General features: G+C 74.3%; 15 protein-coding genes and 1 pseudogene. 5 read left to right on the top strand and 11 right to left on the bottom strand.

What is annotated here, in order from left to right; all coding sequences use genetic code 11:
* Positions 1-139: 139 nt before the first annotated feature.
* Together ABZ449_RS04630 and ABZ449_RS04625 are read left to right on the top strand one after the other, a co-directional pair.
* Positions 140-799 (top strand): hypothetical protein, encoded by a 660-nt coding sequence (locus ABZ449_RS04630; protein ID WP_360340109.1) that lies wholly within the window; start codon positions 140-142, stop codon positions 797-799.
* A gap of 83 nt (positions 800-882) precedes the next feature.
* Entirely contained in the window at positions 883-1725 is an 843-nt protein-coding gene (locus ABZ449_RS04625) for a PIG-L family deacetylase (protein ID WP_360340106.1), read from the top strand.
* A gap of 68 nt (positions 1726-1793) precedes the next feature.
* Here the strand turns inward: ABZ449_RS04625 and ABZ449_RS04620 are convergent, their stop codons facing one another.
* The 7 genes from ABZ449_RS04620 to ABZ449_RS04590 all read right to left on the bottom strand — a co-directional run bounded on the left by ABZ449_RS04620 (position 1794) and on the right by ABZ449_RS04590 (position 8353).
* Positions 1794-4100: an SAM-dependent methyltransferase gene (locus tag ABZ449_RS04620; protein WP_360340103.1), complete on the bottom strand. Its 2307-nt coding sequence runs from the start codon at positions 4098-4100 to the stop codon at positions 1794-1796.
* 15 nt (positions 4101-4115) lie between these two features.
* Positions 4116-4406, bottom strand: coding sequence for a hypothetical protein (locus tag ABZ449_RS04615; protein WP_360340100.1), 291 nt, complete (start codon positions 4404-4406; stop codon positions 4116-4118).
* A 169-nt stretch (positions 4407-4575) separates the two neighbouring features.
* A complete protein-coding gene (locus tag ABZ449_RS04610) occupies positions 4576-4779 on the bottom strand; it encodes a hypothetical protein (protein ID WP_360340097.1) in 204 nt (67 codons plus the stop codon).
* Between the two features lie 42 nt (positions 4780-4821).
* Positions 4822-5172 carry a hypothetical protein gene (locus ABZ449_RS04605; protein WP_360340094.1) on the bottom strand — a complete coding sequence of 117 codons (351 nt, stop codon included), beginning with the start codon at positions 5170-5172 and terminating at the stop codon, positions 4822-4824.
* A gap of 112 nt (positions 5173-5284) precedes the next feature.
* Positions 5285-5485, bottom strand: a complete 201-nt coding sequence (locus ABZ449_RS04600) for a hypothetical protein (protein WP_360340091.1) — start codon at positions 5483-5485, stop codon at positions 5285-5287.
* 67 nt (positions 5486-5552) lie between these two features.
* A complete protein-coding gene (locus ABZ449_RS04595) occupies positions 5553-5735 on the bottom strand; it encodes a hypothetical protein (RefSeq protein ID WP_360340088.1) in 183 nt (60 codons plus the stop codon).
* Between the two features lie 68 nt (positions 5736-5803).
* Complete coding sequence (locus ABZ449_RS04590; protein ID WP_360340085.1) at positions 5804-8353, bottom strand: S8 family serine peptidase; 2550 nt, start codon at positions 8351-8353, stop codon at positions 5804-5806.
* 505 nt (positions 8354-8858) lie between these two features.
* On the opposite strand from ABZ449_RS04590, the gene ABZ449_RS04585 reads away from it, so the two are divergent.
* Positions 8859-9572, top strand: coding sequence for a BTAD domain-containing putative transcriptional regulator (locus tag ABZ449_RS04585; protein WP_360340082.1), 714 nt, complete (start codon positions 8859-8861; stop codon positions 9570-9572).
* Positions 9573-9620: 48 nt separating this feature from the next.
* Here ABZ449_RS04585 and ABZ449_RS04580 read toward each other — a convergent pair whose 3' ends face one another.
* The 4 genes from ABZ449_RS04580 to ABZ449_RS04565 form a co-directional block, all read right to left on the bottom strand.
* On the bottom strand, positions 9621-10820 hold the full coding sequence (locus ABZ449_RS04580; protein ID WP_360340079.1) for an aminotransferase class V-fold PLP-dependent enzyme: 1200 nt from the start codon (positions 10818-10820) through the stop codon (positions 9621-9623).
* A 12-nt stretch (positions 10821-10832) separates the two neighbouring features.
* Entirely contained in the window at positions 10833-12167 is a 1335-nt protein-coding gene (locus ABZ449_RS04575) for a pyridoxal-phosphate dependent enzyme (protein ID WP_360340076.1), read from the bottom strand.
* Positions 12164-13663, bottom strand: a complete 1500-nt coding sequence (locus ABZ449_RS04570) for a Y4yA family PLP-dependent enzyme (protein WP_360340073.1) — start codon at positions 13661-13663, stop codon at positions 12164-12166. Before ABZ449_RS04570 ends, ABZ449_RS04575 begins: the two co-directional genes overlap by 4 nt.
* Positions 13664-13928: 265 nt before the next feature.
* Complete coding sequence (locus ABZ449_RS04565) at positions 13929-14717, bottom strand: class I SAM-dependent methyltransferase (protein WP_360340070.1); 789 nt, start codon at positions 14715-14717, stop codon at positions 13929-13931.
* A 238-nt stretch (positions 14718-14955) separates the two neighbouring features.
* Here ABZ449_RS04565 and ABZ449_RS04560 point away from each other — a divergent pair.
* Together ABZ449_RS04560 and ABZ449_RS04555 are read left to right on the top strand one after the other, a co-directional pair.
* A pseudogene (locus ABZ449_RS04560) lies at positions 14956-15201 on the top strand (ATP-binding cassette domain-containing protein); the annotation flags it as partial.
* Positions 15202-15437: 236 nt separating this feature from the next.
* The gene (locus tag ABZ449_RS04555; RefSeq protein ID WP_360340067.1) at positions 15438-15896 is read left to right on the top strand and encodes a universal stress protein; all 459 of its coding nucleotides are present in this window, start codon (positions 15438-15440) and stop codon (positions 15894-15896) included.
* Positions 15897-15989 lie beyond the last annotated feature (93 nt).

Below are 15989 nucleotides of genomic sequence, written 5' to 3'. Positions count from 1 at the left end.
CCCGTGCCGAAACGGCCGGATCAAGTGAATCGGCCCCAGCGTAGGGAACCCCGGGGCGCGGCGGACCCGGGTTGGGCGAAACGGTCGGTCTCGATCCGGTTGCGATCGGCTGACGGTGCCGCGTGGCAGAGTTCGTCGCATGAACATCACCACCACGCTGCACAGTTGGGACGAGTCGGTGGCCCTCTTCGAGCACCGTGGCCTGCCCGTCACCTCGTACGAGAACCTCTACGAGGAGTCGTACGACGTCCACGCCGGTGCCCTGTCGATCGACGGGCACCTCGATCTCGACGCCGCGGAGCCGGAGGGCACCGGCTACGTCGTCGACGGCGACCTCGACGTCACCGGCGCCGTCCTCAACACCGACGACGGCTGCCCCGCGCTGATCGTGCTCGGCGACCTGCGGGCGGCCGCCGTCTACCTGGAGGGGGACGCCAAGCTGCTGGTGCGCGGCAGCGTCCACGTGGAGGCCTTCGTCGGGAGCATGACCGACAAGCTGGTCATGCTCCACGGCGACCTGCACGCCCGGGTGACGGTGCTGTCCGGGGAGTTCGAGCCCGACCTGATCGAAGGCACCCTGCACGGGCCCGTCCTCGCCCCCGCGTACCTGGTCCCCTCCGGCGCCGGGATACCCGCCGCCGGGACCGTGCTGGTGCCCGAGGTCCTGTGCACCGACGGCGACACCGACGACGACCCGGACGACCTGCGCGGCTTCGACGCCCCCGGCGTCCACGGCGGCCGTCTGCTGCGCCGCATCGAGGCCGGGCTGCCCGTCACCCTGGCCGCCGGGCGTGCGTAGGTCTTCCACGGATCGGGCGAAACCACTTGCCCCCGTGGCGCAGACTGGGGGCGCGAACTTTTCACACCGGAGGACGGATTCTCATGGCTGACCGGCCCTTGACGCTGATGGCGGTGCACGCCCATCCCGATGACGAGGCCACCGGGACGGGGGGTGTCCTCGCCCGGTACGCGGCGGAGGGCATCCGCACGGTGCTCGTCACCTGTACGGACGGCCGGTGCGGTGACGGGCCGGGAGGGGTCAAGCCGGGCGAGTCCGGGCACGACCCCGAGGCCGTCGCCGCGATGCGCCGGCAGGAGCTGGAGGCCAGCTGCGAGGTGCTGAAGGTCAGTCACCTGGAGCTGCTGGAGTACGCCGACTCCGGGATGATGGGCTGGGCGAGCAACGACGCGCCCGGGTCGTTCTGGCGCACGCCGGTGGAGGAGGGCGCCGCCCGCCTCGCCGAACTGATCCGGCACTACCGGCCCGACGTGGTCGTCACCTACGACGAGAACGGGTTCTACGGCCACCCCGACCACATCCAGGCCCACCGCATCACCATGGCGGCGCTGGAGCTGACCGACCTGACGCCGAAGGTCTACTGGACGACGGCGCCGCGCTCGGCGATGCAGCGGTTCGGCGAGGTCATGCGCGAGTTCGGCGGGGACTGGGAGGATCCGGACCCGGCGGAGGCGGCCGAGATGCCCGACATGTCGGAGATCGGCCTGCCGGACGAGGAGATCACCACCTGGGTGGACACCACCGCGTTCGGCGGCCGGAAGTTCGACGCCCTGGCCGCCCACGCCAGCCAGGGCGAGAACATCTTCTTCCTGAAGATGGGCAAGGAGCGGTTCAGCGAGCTGATGGGCGTGGAGACCTTCCTGCGGGTCAAGGACCCCACCGGCGCGGCCCTTCCGGAGAACGACCTCTTCGCCGGCCTGCGCTGACACCCCCGTCCCGGCACGGGCCCGGCCGCCGACGGCCGGGCCCGTGCCGGGCGCCACCGGCCGACCTCCTACGGACCGCGCTCCCACAGGGCGCGCTCCACCGTCCGCAGGGCGGTGGCCGACTGCTCCCAGCCGTGCCACCAGAACAGCCCGCCGTCGTGGCTCGCCCTGGCCGCGAGCGCCGTCAGACGGGCCCAGGGGCCGGCCGGGATGCCGAACCGCGGCCGGGCGGCGAGCAGCCGGGCGGCCTCGTCGTCGACCGGGACCATGCCGAGCAGCGGGAACGGTGCGCCGTCCGCCGTCCGGCCGGTGCCGTGCAGCATCGGATGCAGGGTGATCGGGTCGAGCAGCAGGGTGAGTTCGGCGGAGGGCAGCGGTTCCGGTCCGTCCTGCCAGCCGAGCCGCCGGCCGCTCGGCGAGGCCTCGGCCACGGGCCGGCCGTCGAGCACGACACCGTCCGGGGCGACCCGCAGACGGGCGCCGCCCGGCCGGCCGGGCAGCCGCAGCCGGTACTCCCCGTACAGGCACGGGGGGACCTCCGCCACCGCCGCGGAGAACGGGACGGTGACGCCGTCCACCTCGAAGCCCGCCGATCCGACCACCACGGCGGCGGTGACGGGCTCCTCGTCGACGGTGACGCTCAGCCGCGGGGCCGAGCCGGGGGCGCCGGAGGTGACGTCCACGCGCAGGCCCTCGCTGCGGTACCCGCCGACCAGGTCGGCCAGCGGCGGCACCTCGGGCAGCGGGTAGTCGGTCAGGCGCACCGCCGCGCCCGCGACGGTTCCGGTCAGCCGACGCCGCCCGTCGCGGCCGAACTCCGTCCGCAGTTCGCCGCCGGGGCCGCCGTCCGCCGCGCGCCAGCGCAGCACGCCGTGCGCGTAGCGCGGATCGGTGACGCGGCGGCCGTCGACGTGAACCCGGTGCCGGGGCGGGTCGGTGGCGCGGCCCAGGACGTAGACCGAGAGGTCGCCGTCCGGGGTGCCGTACAGGCCCGTCCACGGGTACAGGGCCCCGCCGAGGACGGCGTCCAGGTCGCGCCGGATCGAAGGCCAGCCCGCCGAGCCGTCCTGCGCCAGCCTGCGGGCCTCGGACTTGCGGGTGAGCAGGGTGCGCAGGCGGCGCGCCGCCTCCGGCCGGGGCTGCCGGGGGACGCCCCGGGCGGCGGCCTGCAGGGCCAGGTCCTCGCGCCGGGCCAGCAGGGCGCGCTCGTCGGCGCCGAGGTCCGGCGGGGCCCAGTCCGCCACGGCGGCCGCGGGCTCCCGGACGTAGCGTTCGCGCAGGACGCTGTCCTCGCCGAGGGCGAGGGCGAAGCGGGCGCCGGGGGTGTCCTCCTGCCAGTGGAAGCCGGGCGGGATGCGGAAGTCGGCGAAGTCGCGGAGGGCGGCGAGTTCGCGCGGGCCGTACGCGTCGACGACCCGGAGCGGGCCGTCGGGCGGGCGGACGGTCCGACCGGGTCCGAGCAGACCGAGGCGTTCGAGCACCGCCGGATCGGCCGGGGCGGCGACGGCGGGCGGCAGGTACCAGGTGGAGGCGCTGGTGACGGTGCGCCGCACGGCCGGGTCCCGCAGGGCGGCCACGGTGTGCCGGTCGGTGACGGGGTCGAGGCCCCGGTAGCGGGCGCCGACGTAGTTGACCACGGTGTGGTCCGGCCCGTAGACCTCCTCCAGCCGGTCCACCAGGACGGGCAGGTGGCGGTTGGTGAACCCGCCGCGTCGGTAGTCGAGTTCGCCGACGATGCCGACCTGCCAGAGCACCAGGTGCAGGCCGGGGTCGAGGCGCCGGCCGCGGATCAGCAGGTCGGAGGCCTCGAAGGTCTGCATGCCGGGGGTGCTCGGGTCCACGCCGAGGTCGGCGCAGAGCACGTCCAGGGCGCTGATGCCCGGCCGCATCACGGCGGTGTGGCCCTCGCGGCGGGCGATCCGGACGGCGCGGTGGCTGGACAGCACGAAGATGCCCGGGTGGCCGTAGAAGACCGCCGCCACCCGGTGCCCGGCCCGCACGAAGTGCAGGATCGCCTCCGACATCTGGACGTACGTCAGGTAGCGGTGCTTGGCGTCGTCGTAGAGGACACCGAGGTCGTAGGCGTCCGGGCGCCAGGCGTTGATGCGCACGATCGTGGCCGGGTCGGCCACGCAGTGGAAGACGTGGTCGGCCTCGAGGAGCAGGCGCTCGTCGGCCCGGGTGAAGCCGGCGGCCTCGATGCCGGAGCCGAGGACGGTCAACTCGCCCCTGCGCTCCGACGGTTCACCGTCCGGCGGGCCGGCCGCGGCGATCGCACGGGACAGTTCGGCCCATCGGGCCTGGTGCTCGCGGTGGGAGGGGAAGCGGTCGAAGGGGTGTGCGTAGCGGTGCGCGGCGGGGTCGTCGGGGTCCATGCGGCGGCGCGGGCCTCAGCGGTCGGCGGGGCCGGGAAGGTCGTCGACGACCGCCCGGACGACCTGCGGGGGCAGCGCGTCCACCAGGAGCGGCGGGTCGAGCTGGACCGGCGGGTCGAACTCGAAGACGACCTGGGTGCTCTGCGGCGGGGTCATCAGCACCGGGGCCCCGGACACCGGGGCTTCCGGTACCGGGGGGTGGACCGCGGCGGTGTCGCCGTCGTCGTCCAGGAGCAGGTCGATGTCCACGTCGACGTCCAGGACGTCGTGCGCGCTGCTTGCGGTCAGGCCGATCACGGCGGTCACTCGTCCCCTCGGGGCCACGGGCGGAAGCGGGTTCATGCTACCGAGCGGACGTTCGGCCGGACAGGGGGCGGGAGAACCGGGGCGCACCGGGACAGCGGTGTGCCGACCGTGCGGCGGATGGGCCGCGCGGCCGGCACGGTACGGACGCTGTGTCCGTGGGTGGATGCCGTCAGAGCAGTGCGGCGCCGACGATCGGGCCCACTGTCTTGACGACGCTCCAGGCGTCGTCCCAGAAGCTGTCCGCCTCCACGCCCGGGTTCCGGCCCAGGGCACCGCCGGTGCGGCCGGTGCGGTCGACCGGCGGGGCCAGCCTGGGGAGCTGCGGGGTGGGGGACCACACCCGGTGTTCCTCGCGGACGTCTTCCATGGTCATGGTCGCTCTTCCCTTCGTGTGTACGGGGACGGCTGGCAGGGTTCAGTAGAGGCCTCCGATGGCGGGGGGTGGGGGCGGCAGGCAGCCGGGGGTGGGGGCGCCGCCGCAGGCCCAGGGGGCCGGGTCCGCGAAGCTGGGGCCGTAGATCCCTCCGGGGCCGTCCATGATCAGTATGGTCGAGTGCTCGGCGGGAGCCGTGCCCGCCTTCAAGGTGGGGGCCACCACGCCGGTCGGGGGAGGGCCGCTGGTGAATCCGACGGGCGTCCGGACGGGCGGCGCGGCCGCGTTCCGGCCGTCGCCGACGTCGACGGTCTCCTTGTACACCTTCAGGTACGGGTCGTAGCCGACCGTGCGGTCGATCGGCGGCACCTGGGGCGGCGGCTGCTCGTACATGGTTCTGTCTCTCCTGTTCGGTGCTCCGGTGGTCGGCCGGACACGGCTCGGTCACCGGGCGGGGTGGCCGGCGACGGACCGCTCGGGCCCGTCGCCGGCACGGGGTACCTCGTCAGAAGATGCTGGAGGCCACGTTCGCGAGAGTGCCTGCGAGCTTGCCCCAGTCGAAGTCGGCCTCGACGCCCGGGGTGTCGCCCAGGGCGCCGCCGGCGCGGCGGGTGCGGTCCACCGGCTCGGCCAGCCTCGGGAGCTGCGGAGTGGGGGACCACGTCCGGCGCTCCTCACGGAATTCACGGAATTCTTCGTTGGTCATGTCTGCTCATCCCTTTCTCGTGGTGCTGGTGGCACTCCGTCCTGCGCCGGTCCCGCGGGGCGGGCCGTCAGAGGGCGGCGTAGCACATGCTCCGGGCGGGGCCGGTGAGGCCGGCGCAGGCCGACCGGGCCGGTGCGACGCCCGGGCCGCCGGGCAGCGGGCCGGCCTCGTCCCGGCCGTCCCGACGGACGGGTTGGGCGAGGACCGGCAGTCTTGGTGTGGGCTTGGGGAGCGCTGCGGTGGATTTCATGGTCCGCCTCCTCCTGGCGGGTGGCGTGGGCGCGTCCGGCCGGCGTGGACACCGGCGGTGCCGGATGCTCAGGACTCCAGGAACTGGTGGGCCGGCGCCAGGGTGACGGGGAACTCGTCGCTGACGTCGATCGTGAACAGCATGGAGACCCGCGCGTGCCGGTCGTCCTCGGGGTCGAAGAAGGTCACCTTCACGTCCTGGCAGTCCGATCCCATACGGCAGTACGGGCTCTTCCCGACGGAGATGGTGTCGATGCAGTAGAGGGAGACCGGCTGGTCGGGTTTGCGCACGGTGCTGGGGACGCTCTGGCCCAGCAGCATGGCCTTGCTGATCGGGCCGGCGACCGAGAACGCGTTCGTCCCGGCGGAGTTGAGCGCCCGGTCGGCGGAGGTCTGCCCGAGGTTGCGGAACTGGTAGTAGACCTTGTCGAGGAACGCGTCCATGGTCTTGCGGATGTAGGTCTCGTCGACCGTCAGCGAATCGTGGTGCGCCTGGGTCAGGACGGCCTTCACCACGGCGTCCACCAGCTGCTTCTGGTACCAGATGTAGACGCCGCGGCTCTTGACCTCGACGACCGGCACGACCTGTCCGGAGAACAGCCGGACGGTCCGGTCGGTCAGTCGGCCGGGTATCGAGATCCGGGAGATGTAGCCGTCCTCGTCCTGGGTGTACTTGTTCTGGCCGAGGTAGGCGTCCCGGAAGGACCGGTAGATCGTGGACACCGGGGCGGCGGGCGCGGCGAGTGCCAGCAGGGCGTCCGCGAGCTTGCTGCGGTCGTTGACGATCGCCTCCACCTCCGCCTTCGACCCGAGCTGCACCAGGGGGTTGCTGGTCCAGTCCATGCCGGCCGCGGGTTCGGCCTCCATCGCGTAGACCGGTGTGCTCTCCAGGTTCAGCGTCCAGGTGACCTTGTCGGAGGCCCACGGGTTGGCGGTCAGGTACTTGTGCAGCTGCTCGGCGTCGTAGGGGTTGGCGGGCAGTTCCTTCGTCACGCCGGGATGGCCTTCGACCTCCCGCTCGACCGGGTCCATCAGCTGGCGGAAGCTGTCCCGGCGGGCCTCGGTCTGGAAGTCCACCCCGACCTGACCGATCGCGAACACCAGCGGGCGGTTGTTGGTCGACGCGCAGGAGGGACGGACGCCGCCGCCCGACGGTGCGCCGCCCGACGGCACGGCCCCGGACGGTACGGACCCTGACGGCACGGCCCCCGGCAGCCCGGCCCCCGAAGGCCCGCCGCCCTGGCACGCGCAGGGGGCCGCCGGGGCCTGGCCGAGCACCGTCGCGCCGGTGGACGGCGCGGGCGCGGCCGGGGCGGGCGCGGCCAGTGGCATGGGCGGCGGGACGGCGGTGGCGCCGGCGGGCTGCATGCCCGCGGCGGTGGCACCCGTCACCCCGGCGGCGGCTGCGGCCGTGGCGAGGGCTTCGTACGGTGCGCCCTGTGCGGCCGGTGAGGTCTGCGCGGCCTGGTAGGCCTGGGCGGCCTCCGGGCCCGGTGCGGCCTGGGCGACGGGGGCCGTCTGTGCGGCCGGTGCGGCCTGGGCGGCTTGAACGGCCTCGGGGGTGGCGACGGGAACGCTCTGGGTGTCCATGGTGCTGGCTCCCTCGTGCGAGTCGTAAGGGGAGGTCCCGAGCAGTGCGGGTGCGCCGGCCGTGGCGAGCCCGATCTCGGGGGAGAGGGTGGTGCGGCGGGTGCCGTCCGCCGTGGACCCGGCACTGGCCGGCCGGTCCGTCAGGTCTGATCGGGTGATCAGCTGGTAGGCACGGGCCGCGTCCAGGTGGCCGACCAGCCGGCGCCGGCACTGGGGTGCGTCGGCGGGTTCGCAGGGCACGGTCCGCGCGCCCCGCAACAGGGCCTGGCCGGCCGCCCGCGGGTCGGGCGGGCGACCCGCGCGCACCTGCGCGCCGAGCAGCAGGGCGGCGACCCCGGCCACCAGCGGTGTGGCGAAACTGCTGCCGGTCAGTTCGGCGCTGCCCCCGCCAGGTACGGCGCCCTCGATGTCGCTCCCGGGGGCGAGGACACCGTGGGTGGCGTACGCGGAGCCCCAGTTGCTGATGTCCAGCGGCTCGCCGTCCGGGCCGGCCGTGCCGACGGCGAGCACCGTCGGCACGGAGGCCGGTACCTGGGCGCAGTCGCAGCCGTCGTTGCCCACGGCCGCGACCACCAGGACCCCGCTGTCCTCGCACAGCCGCAGCGCCCGCTCCAGCAGGGGATCCGGCTGCTCGCCGGTGCCGGCCTCGCCGCCGCTGATGTTGATGATGTGCGCCCCCTCCTGCACGGCACGCTCCACGGCCCGGGCCAGGTCGAGTTGGGGCACCCGTCCCTCGCCCGCGTCCGTGAAGACCGGCAGGATCAGTCCGCGGCACCGCGGGGCGATCCCGGGCAGCGGGCCGTCGGGCCGGCCGAAGAGCAGGCCCGCGACGTGGGTGCCGTGCAGCGACATCGGGCCGGGGCCGGCGGGTTCGGTGACGAGCGTGTCCAGCCGGGTCAGGTCCGCGCCCTCGAAGCAGGGATGCGACAGGTCGACGGGACCGTCCAGGACGGCGATGCACACGGCCGGGTCACCGAGGAGTCCGTCCTCGGGGGCGGGGATGCCGCGCAGCACCGATCTGGCCTTCATGGGGGATCGCCTTCCGACGTCGGGCGGTGCGCTGGGTGCGTCCCGCCGATCAGCAGGTGGTGCCAGTCAACGGGCCGCCCGTCGCACGGGTGTGCCCGGGAGCGTCACGGCCGGCGCCGGGGCGCCGTCGCGGACGCGTCGCCTCCGCGTGGCGGATCCGCCGTGGACGTTCTCCTCGTCACGGGCCGGTCGATGCACGCACCGTGACCGCCGGCGTGTCCGCGGACCGGACGGCATGTCCGCGACGGACCGGCGGTTGCTCCAACACCCGTTCGGGGGCGGCCCATTAGGGTGTCGGCCGGTCGACTGCGGGGCGTGGCCGTGACGGTCGGCGACGACGGCCGCGACGCCCGGGCGGCGGCGCCGTGACGTCGCCGCAACGTCCGCGTGACGCGCGCGCGACGGAGATCCGGAGCCGGACGGACACGGCCGTGACGGGCCTCGGCCGCAACCGGATCGCGCCCGAACGGGTGCGGGCGACGGCGTACCGCGCCAGAGTGGGGGTGTGTTGTGGGACGGTCCGAGCATCGAGCTGCTGCGGGGCTTCGAGGCCACCGGTGAGGGATACCGCATCGCCCTCCCGGTGAGTGCGCAGCACCTGCTGGCCTTCCTCGCCCTGCACGACGACGGTGTGCCGCGCGGCGCGGCCGCCGAGCGGCTCTGGCCGGACTGCACCCAGCGCCGTGCGGCCGCGAACCTGCGCACCGCCCTCTACCACGTGCGGCGGCGCGCGCATGCCGTACCGGTCGAGAGCCCTGGGCAGTGGCTGCGCCTCGCGCCGGCGGTCCGGGTGGACCTGCGCGCCGCCCGCCGCTCGGCGCGGCAAGTCGTCGCCGGGCTCGACCAGTTGCCGACGAGCTGCGACGAGATCGTGGACGACCTCGCCGCCGAACTCCTGCCGGGCTGGGAGGAGGAGTGGCTGACCCTGGAACGCGAGCGGTGGGATCAGCTGCGGCTGTACGCCCTGGAGGGTCTGGCCCACCAACTGTGCGACGCGGAGCGCTACTTGTCGGCGCTCCAGACCGCGCTGGCGGCGATCGCCATCGACCCCGTCCGGGAGACGGCCCACCGGATCGTGGTCGAGGTGCACCTCGCCGAGGGCAACCTCGCCAGCGCGCTGCGCTCCTACCAGCACTACCGTTCGTTCCTGCAGCGGGAGCTCAACGTCGCCCCCTCGCCGAAGATGACCGGCCTGGTGCGCAACCTCCAGCGGATGTGACGGCCCGGCGGGAGTCGTCGGTCCGACGGGAGGTGCCGGGCCCGGTCGCTACAGCCCGCGCAGGACGGAGAGCAGCAGGTCGACCTCCTCCGGGGTGTTGTAGACGTGCAGGCTGACCCGCACCGAGCTCTCGCTCTCGCCGGCGCGTGCCTGGCAGTGGCCGTCGGCGCGCACCATCAGGCCGTGGCTGGCGAGGATGAACCCCAGGTCGTTGGAGCCGATCCCGCGGTGCCGGAAGGTGACGATGCCCTCGCGCCGCTGGACCTCGGAGTCGGCGGCCAGGCTCGACTGGCAGCCGAGGACCTCGTACGGGGCCAGGGTGCGCAGCCCGTCGGTGAGCCGGGCGGCCAGGGCGGTGTTCCAGCGCTGGATGCGGTCCGGCCCGGCGGCCTCGAGCCAGTCCAGGGCGGCCTCCAGGCCGGCGATCCCGCTGGTGTTGGGGGTGCCGCTCCAGCCGCCGGGGGCGAAGACCGGGCCCCGGGTGTTGCGGGCCCACACCGCTCCGGTGCCGGGCAGGGCCATGGCCTTGTGCCCGGAGAAGACGACGAAGTCGACGTCCAGCGTGCCGACGTCCACCGGAAGGTGGCCGACGCTCTGCGCGGCGTCCAGGCAGATCGGCACCCGCGGGCCGACGGCGGCCCGGATGCGGTGGACGTTCATGTCGCCGCCGTACACGTGGTGCACATGGGTGGCGGCGACGAACGCCGTGCGCGGGGTGACGAGTTCGGCCAGCGCCCGGTGGTCGTAGTCGTGCGAGGCCGGGTCGTACGGCAGCTCGCGCACCGTGATGCGCACGCCCTGGGCGGCCAGCAGCCGCTGTGCCTCCAACCAGGGCAGGGCGTTCGCCTGGTGGTCGGCGAACGGCACGATGATCTCGTCGCCGTCCCGCAGGTGGTGGGGGAGCCAGTCCCGGGCCACCGTGCGCAGCCCCTCGGTCGCGCCGCTGACGAAGTGGACGCCGGAGCGCTGCTGCGGTGCCGGGTCGCCGAGGAATCGGGCGACCCGGGTGCGGGTCCGGTCGACCAGCGCCGTGGTGGCGTTGGCCCAGGTGTAGGTGCCGCGGCCGGCGTTGGCGTTGGCGGTGGTCAGGTAGCGCTGGACGGTGTCGAGCACCGCGCGGGGCTTCTGCGAGGTGGCCGCGCTGTCCAGGTAGGCCTGGTCCGGGTTGCCGGTGACGATGGGGAACTGGGCACGCAGTTCGCGGTGCCAGTCGCGGAGTTCGGCGAGGAGCGTGTCGTGGGTCGTCATGGCGGGCTCCGTTCAGTCCCGGACCAGCGGGGCGCCCGCGTCGCGCCAGGCGATGACGCCGCCGGTCAGGCTGCGCGCGTCCCGGTGTCCCATCCGGCCGAGCAGCGCGGCGTACCGGGCGGACTTCTCGCCGACCGGGCAGGCCAGCAGCACGGGTTGGTGGGTGCCGAACGGCAGGCCGCCGTACAGGAGTTCGTCGAAGAGCTCGTCGACGATGTTGATCGAGCTTTCGATGTGCAGGGCCGCGTAGGCGTGCGGGCCGCGCAGGTCGACCACCAGCGGCCGTTCCTCGGCGATCCACTTGCGCGCGGCGTCGACCTCGATGGTCCGGGCGGCGGCCAGCTCGGCCGGTGTCACGGCCTCCACCGAGTTCGGGCGGGCGGGCTGGTTGAACAGCTCGGGCCGCCGGCGGCGGACGTAGCTGAGGTAGCTCTCCACCCGGTCGCAGGCGATGAAGACGGCGGTGCGCCGTTCGCCGGTCGCCCGTCGCGTCGACTCGGCGTCCACGGTGCGCAGGTGGCGCAGTGCGCCGAAGAGGGCGCCGCCGCTGGTGGGGCCGGCCGGCAGGCCGCAGCGGCGTACCAGGGTGAGCATGCCCTCGATGGCCTGGTCGGAGGTGACCGAGGCGATGGTGTCGTAGGTGGCGGGGTCGAACAGCCCGACCTCGTGCACCTCGTCGATGGTGCGGATGCCGGGGATGAAGTCGGACTTGTGGGCGACGAGTCCGAGCACCTCGACGGCCGGGTTGTGGGCGCGCAGCACGGCCGCGACGCCGGTGGACGAACCGGCGGTGCCGACGCAGGCGACGAAGTGGTCCGGAGCGCGGCCGTCGAGGTCCCGGACGATCTCCGGCCCGGTACCGGTGAGGTGGGCGTCGAGGTTGAGCGGGCTGTAGTACTGGTCGGTGTGCAGGTAGCCGGAGTCGGCCTCGGTGAGCATCCGGTGGATGCGGGTGAGCGGGTCGTCGGTGTCGGTCGGGTCGAGGCACTCGGTGCGGCCGGGGAGTTCCTCGATCTCCGCGCCCAGCAGCAGGAGCAGGTCCTTGATCTCGGGGACCTTCATCCGGTTGGTGACGCTCTTGAACGGCAGTCCGTGCAGGCCGGCGATCAGGGCGAGGGCCTTGGCGGTGTTGCCGCTGGACAGTTCCACGATGGTGTCGCCGCGTTCGACGGCGCCGGGCAGGGCCTCGCGGGTCATGTTCCAGGCGGCGCGGTCCTTGACGGATCCGAAGGGGTTGAGCATCTCCAGCTTGGCGTACAGGTCGATGTGCCGCAGGCCGGTGACCGCCGGGTCGATCCGGACCAGCGGGGTGTTGCCGATGGCGTCGGTGATGCTGTCGTACCTCATGGCTGTCCGTCCCCCCGGTGTTCTCCGCCCGTCGTCACGTCGACGGGCCAGTACTGCTCGTCCAGGCGCCAGCGCCAGGCGCCGTCCTGCCGGTACGCGGCGACCTTGCGCGCCACGGGCTGGCGCAGCGCCCGGCCGGCACTGAAGTCCATGAGGTAGCCCGCGGTGTTGGCGAAGGCGAGCAGGTCGCCGGGTGCGGGGAGGCGGGGCAGGAAGACCGTCCGGCGGGTGATCAGGTCGGTCTCCAGGCAGAGGTTGCCGATCAGGTAGACCCCGACCGGGTCCCCGGCAGAGGCCCCGGCAGAGGCCCCGGGCGCTCCGGGCCGGGGGACCAGCAGGGGGTCCATCAGCACCCCGTGCTCCTCCAGGCCGACGTCCCGCGCGTTCATCTCCAGCCGCACCAGGGGCTCGCCGCCCGCCGTGTGCCGGACCTCCAGGACGCGGGCGAGCGTGGCCCCGCACTGGTCGGCCAGTGCCCGGCCGGGCTCCACCGCCAGGTCGTAGAGGTTCTCCAGCAGCAGGGTGCCGAGCGGCCGTCCGAGCGTGGGCGCCGGGCAGGAGAGCAGTTCGTCCAGGTAGTCCGCGGCGGCCACCGGGCGGTGCGCCGGGTACAGGCCGAGGGCGCCGCGCAGCCGGCCGGACTCGGCGCGCAGCCCGTAGCCGTGGCCCTGCCAGGTCAGCGGGGGGCGCTTGCCCAGGACGGCGTTGGTCAGCTCGGTGGTGTACCGCTCCCACTGGGCGCCGTCGGCCAGGTAGTCGACTCCGAAGCCGCCGCCGATGTCGATGGTGCGGGGCCGCAGTCCCCGGCGCCGGCACTCGTTCATCACCGTGACGCAGGTTTCCAGGGCGACGGCCTTCTCGGCCATGCCGGTGGTGTCCAGGTGGTAGGCGACGCCGGTCGTCTCCACGGCGTCGCGGTGGCGTTCGAGCGCGTCGAGCAGCTCGTCCAGTTCGCCGATGTCGGTGCCGAACCGGCTCGGCCGGGTGAGCACCGTGACCCCTGGTGCCCGGAAGCCCGACAGCCGGGGCATCACGCGTACCGGGGGCAGGGCCTGCTTGCGCACCAGGTCGGCCAGGTCGTCGAGTTCGGCGCGGGAGTCCAGGTGGACGGTGACGCCGGTGCGGGCCGCCAGCCAGAGGTACTCGCGGTTCTTCGGCCCGGTCGCCATGATCCGCTCGGGCGGGCAGCCGGCCCCGAGGACGTGCTGGAGTTCGGCGAGCGAGGCGACGTCCAGTCCGGCCTCGGTGGCGGCGAGCCGGCGGACCAGGGCGCTGGAGCGGTTGGCCTTGTGGGCGAAGTGGATCCGGCCGGTGAGGTGGTGCTTGCGGTAGACGGCCTGGAAGCGCTCCAGGTTCCGTGCGATCTGCTCGGGCAGGAGCAGGTTGAGGGGCGAGCCCAGGGCGTCGGTCAGCGTGTGCAGGAGGTCGTGTTCCTCCAGGAGGGATCGGAGCGGGGCCTCCAGCCGTGGTTCGAGATACAGCGGTAAGGGCCGCATGCGAAACCAGCTCTCCGTCGAAGTCGGCGTGCGGGGTCCGCAGCCGCCGACAGGCTGCCCCGTGTCGGCCCGCGTCCCCCGGCGGTCCGCGCGTCGGCGTGGGCGCGCGCGGTCGGACGCCGCGTGCGGCTCCCACCGCGGCGGGCGTCGGCGACCGAGGGAAACCGTAACCCTTTCCCCGGGTGATCGACAGGGCGCGTCCGCCATGCCATCGCAAAGACTGTGCCGGGCGGAACCGGCCGGTCCGGACGGTTCGCGGGCGGGGTCAGCGCAGGGCGACCAGGACGGAGCTGGTGCCGTACTGCCACACCGGTCCGGCCTGCCGGAAGCCGGCCTCGCGCAGCAGTTCGCCGTGCCGGGCCGCCGACAGGCCGTTGCCGGCGCCGTCGGTCGGGGGCAGCTGGCGCTCCCGGGCCGTCAGCAGGTCGGCGAACTCGGGGACCCGCCCGGCCGCGGCCCACCACTGGGACCAGTCCTCGGCGGCGTCGGCGCCCCGGCGCTGGGCCCGGCGCCGGCCGATCGCGAGGGCGAGTTCGGCCAGCGGCCGGTCCTCGGGGATGAGGTGGTCGCCGTTGACCAGCACGCCGCCGGGCCGCAGTGCGCCGGCGAGGTCGCGGTAGATCCCGAGCAGCGCGTCCGGCGGCGGGTAGTGCAGCGCGGTGGTGGACATCACGGCGTCCAGCGGGCGGTCGAGGCCGAGCTCCTCGACCCAGCCCGGGCGGCCGATCAGGGTCTCGACCCAGCGGGCGACCTCGGGGTGCCGGGCGCGGCCGAGGGCGAGCAGCAGCGGGTCGATGTCGACGGCGAGGATCTCGGCGTGCGGCAGGCGGGCCGCGACGCGCGCCGACAGCGAGCCGGGCCCGCTGCCGAGGTCGGCGATCAGCGGCCGTTCGTGGTGGCCGACGGTCTGTTCCAGCACGTCGGTGATGACGGTGAAGCGTTCCTCGCGCTCCACCGCGTACCGCTCCTGCTGGCGTTCCCAGCGGTCCACCCAGGTTTCGGCCAGAACGGCGTCCACTCGCATCCCGACTCCCGCCGCCGTGTCCGTGCGCATTCGAGGCTTCGCCTTCTGCCAATGTTTGTCATGTTCATCAAACCCCGCAACCGGTTCGGTGCGGGCGATCCAGCGAAACGATATCCGTTTTCATCTGAAGGTTTCCACTCGGTGCCCCGGGGATGGCCGCAGGACCGCCACAGGCCCGGCCGCTGCTGTTCCGACGGAGTTCAACCAGGCGCTCCTGACGGCGCCCCGTCAACCCCCTAGGTTCCCTGGGGACCTGCGAGAAGGAGCCATGAACCGAACCCAACCCGCCGTACGCGCACGGGGACTGACGAAGTGTTTCGGCGACGTCGTGGCGCTCGACGCCATCGGACTGGAGCTGACGCCCGGCCGGATCCACGGGCTGGCCGGGCCGAACGGCGCCGGGAAGACCACGCTGCTCGGGCTGCTGCTCGGGCTGGCCGTCGCCGACGGCGGCGAGCTGGAGGTCCTGGGCAGGCCGGTCGGCCGGGCGCTGCCGGCGCCGGAGAACGACGGCTGATCCCGTTCCGCCTTCCCCGGGCCCCGGGTCGCGCCGCCGACCCGGGGCCCGCCGGTCACCGGCCGCGGCACACACCCGGGCCCCGGCACCCGCGCCGGCCCCGGCACACGCACCCGCCCGGACCAGCCGGACTGCGGACCGGGTGCGGTCGGTACCAGGCTGGACCCCGAGCCCGGTGACGGCGGGCCACCGCCCGGTGCGATCCTCCGCCGCCGTCGAGTCGAGGAGGACAGATGGCCGACCAGCCTGAGGAGAAGGGCCGCATCGTGGTCGGGGTGGACGGCTCGGAGTCGTCCGAGCGGGCCCTGCGCTGGGCCGTGCGCCAGGCGGAGCTCACCGGCGGGGAGGTGGTGGCGGTGATCGCCTGGGAGTACCCGACCTACCACGGGGCGCGCGGCTGGTTCCCCCCGGGAGTCACCGACGAGGCGGCGCTGGAGAGCCGGGCGCGGCAGGAGGCCGACCGGGCCGTCCGGCAGGCCGTGGGGGAGGACCCGCCGGTCGAGGTGCGCACCGAGGCGCGCTACGGCTCCCCGGCAGGATCACTGGTCGAGGCGGCCCGGGGGGCGGACCTGCTGGTGGTCGGCAGCCGTGGCCTCGGGGGCTTCGCGGGGATGCTGATCGGCTCGGTGGCCCAGCACTGCACCCGGCACGCCACCGTCCCGGTCGTGGTGGTCCGCGACGAGGAGAAGTGAGCGACCGTGGTGCCCGGGCCCGGCCCGGCCCCCCGGGCCGCCCCACAGGGCGGCCGGGGGCCCCCGGCCCGGCCCCCGCCCCCCCCCCCGCCC

The sequence above is a fragment of the Kitasatospora sp. NPDC005856 genome (assembly GCF_040629945.1).
Taxonomy (GTDB): Bacteria; Actinomycetota; Actinomycetes; order Streptomycetales; family Streptomycetaceae; genus Kitasatospora.
This window is presented reverse-complemented; position numbering and strand designations above follow the sequence as displayed.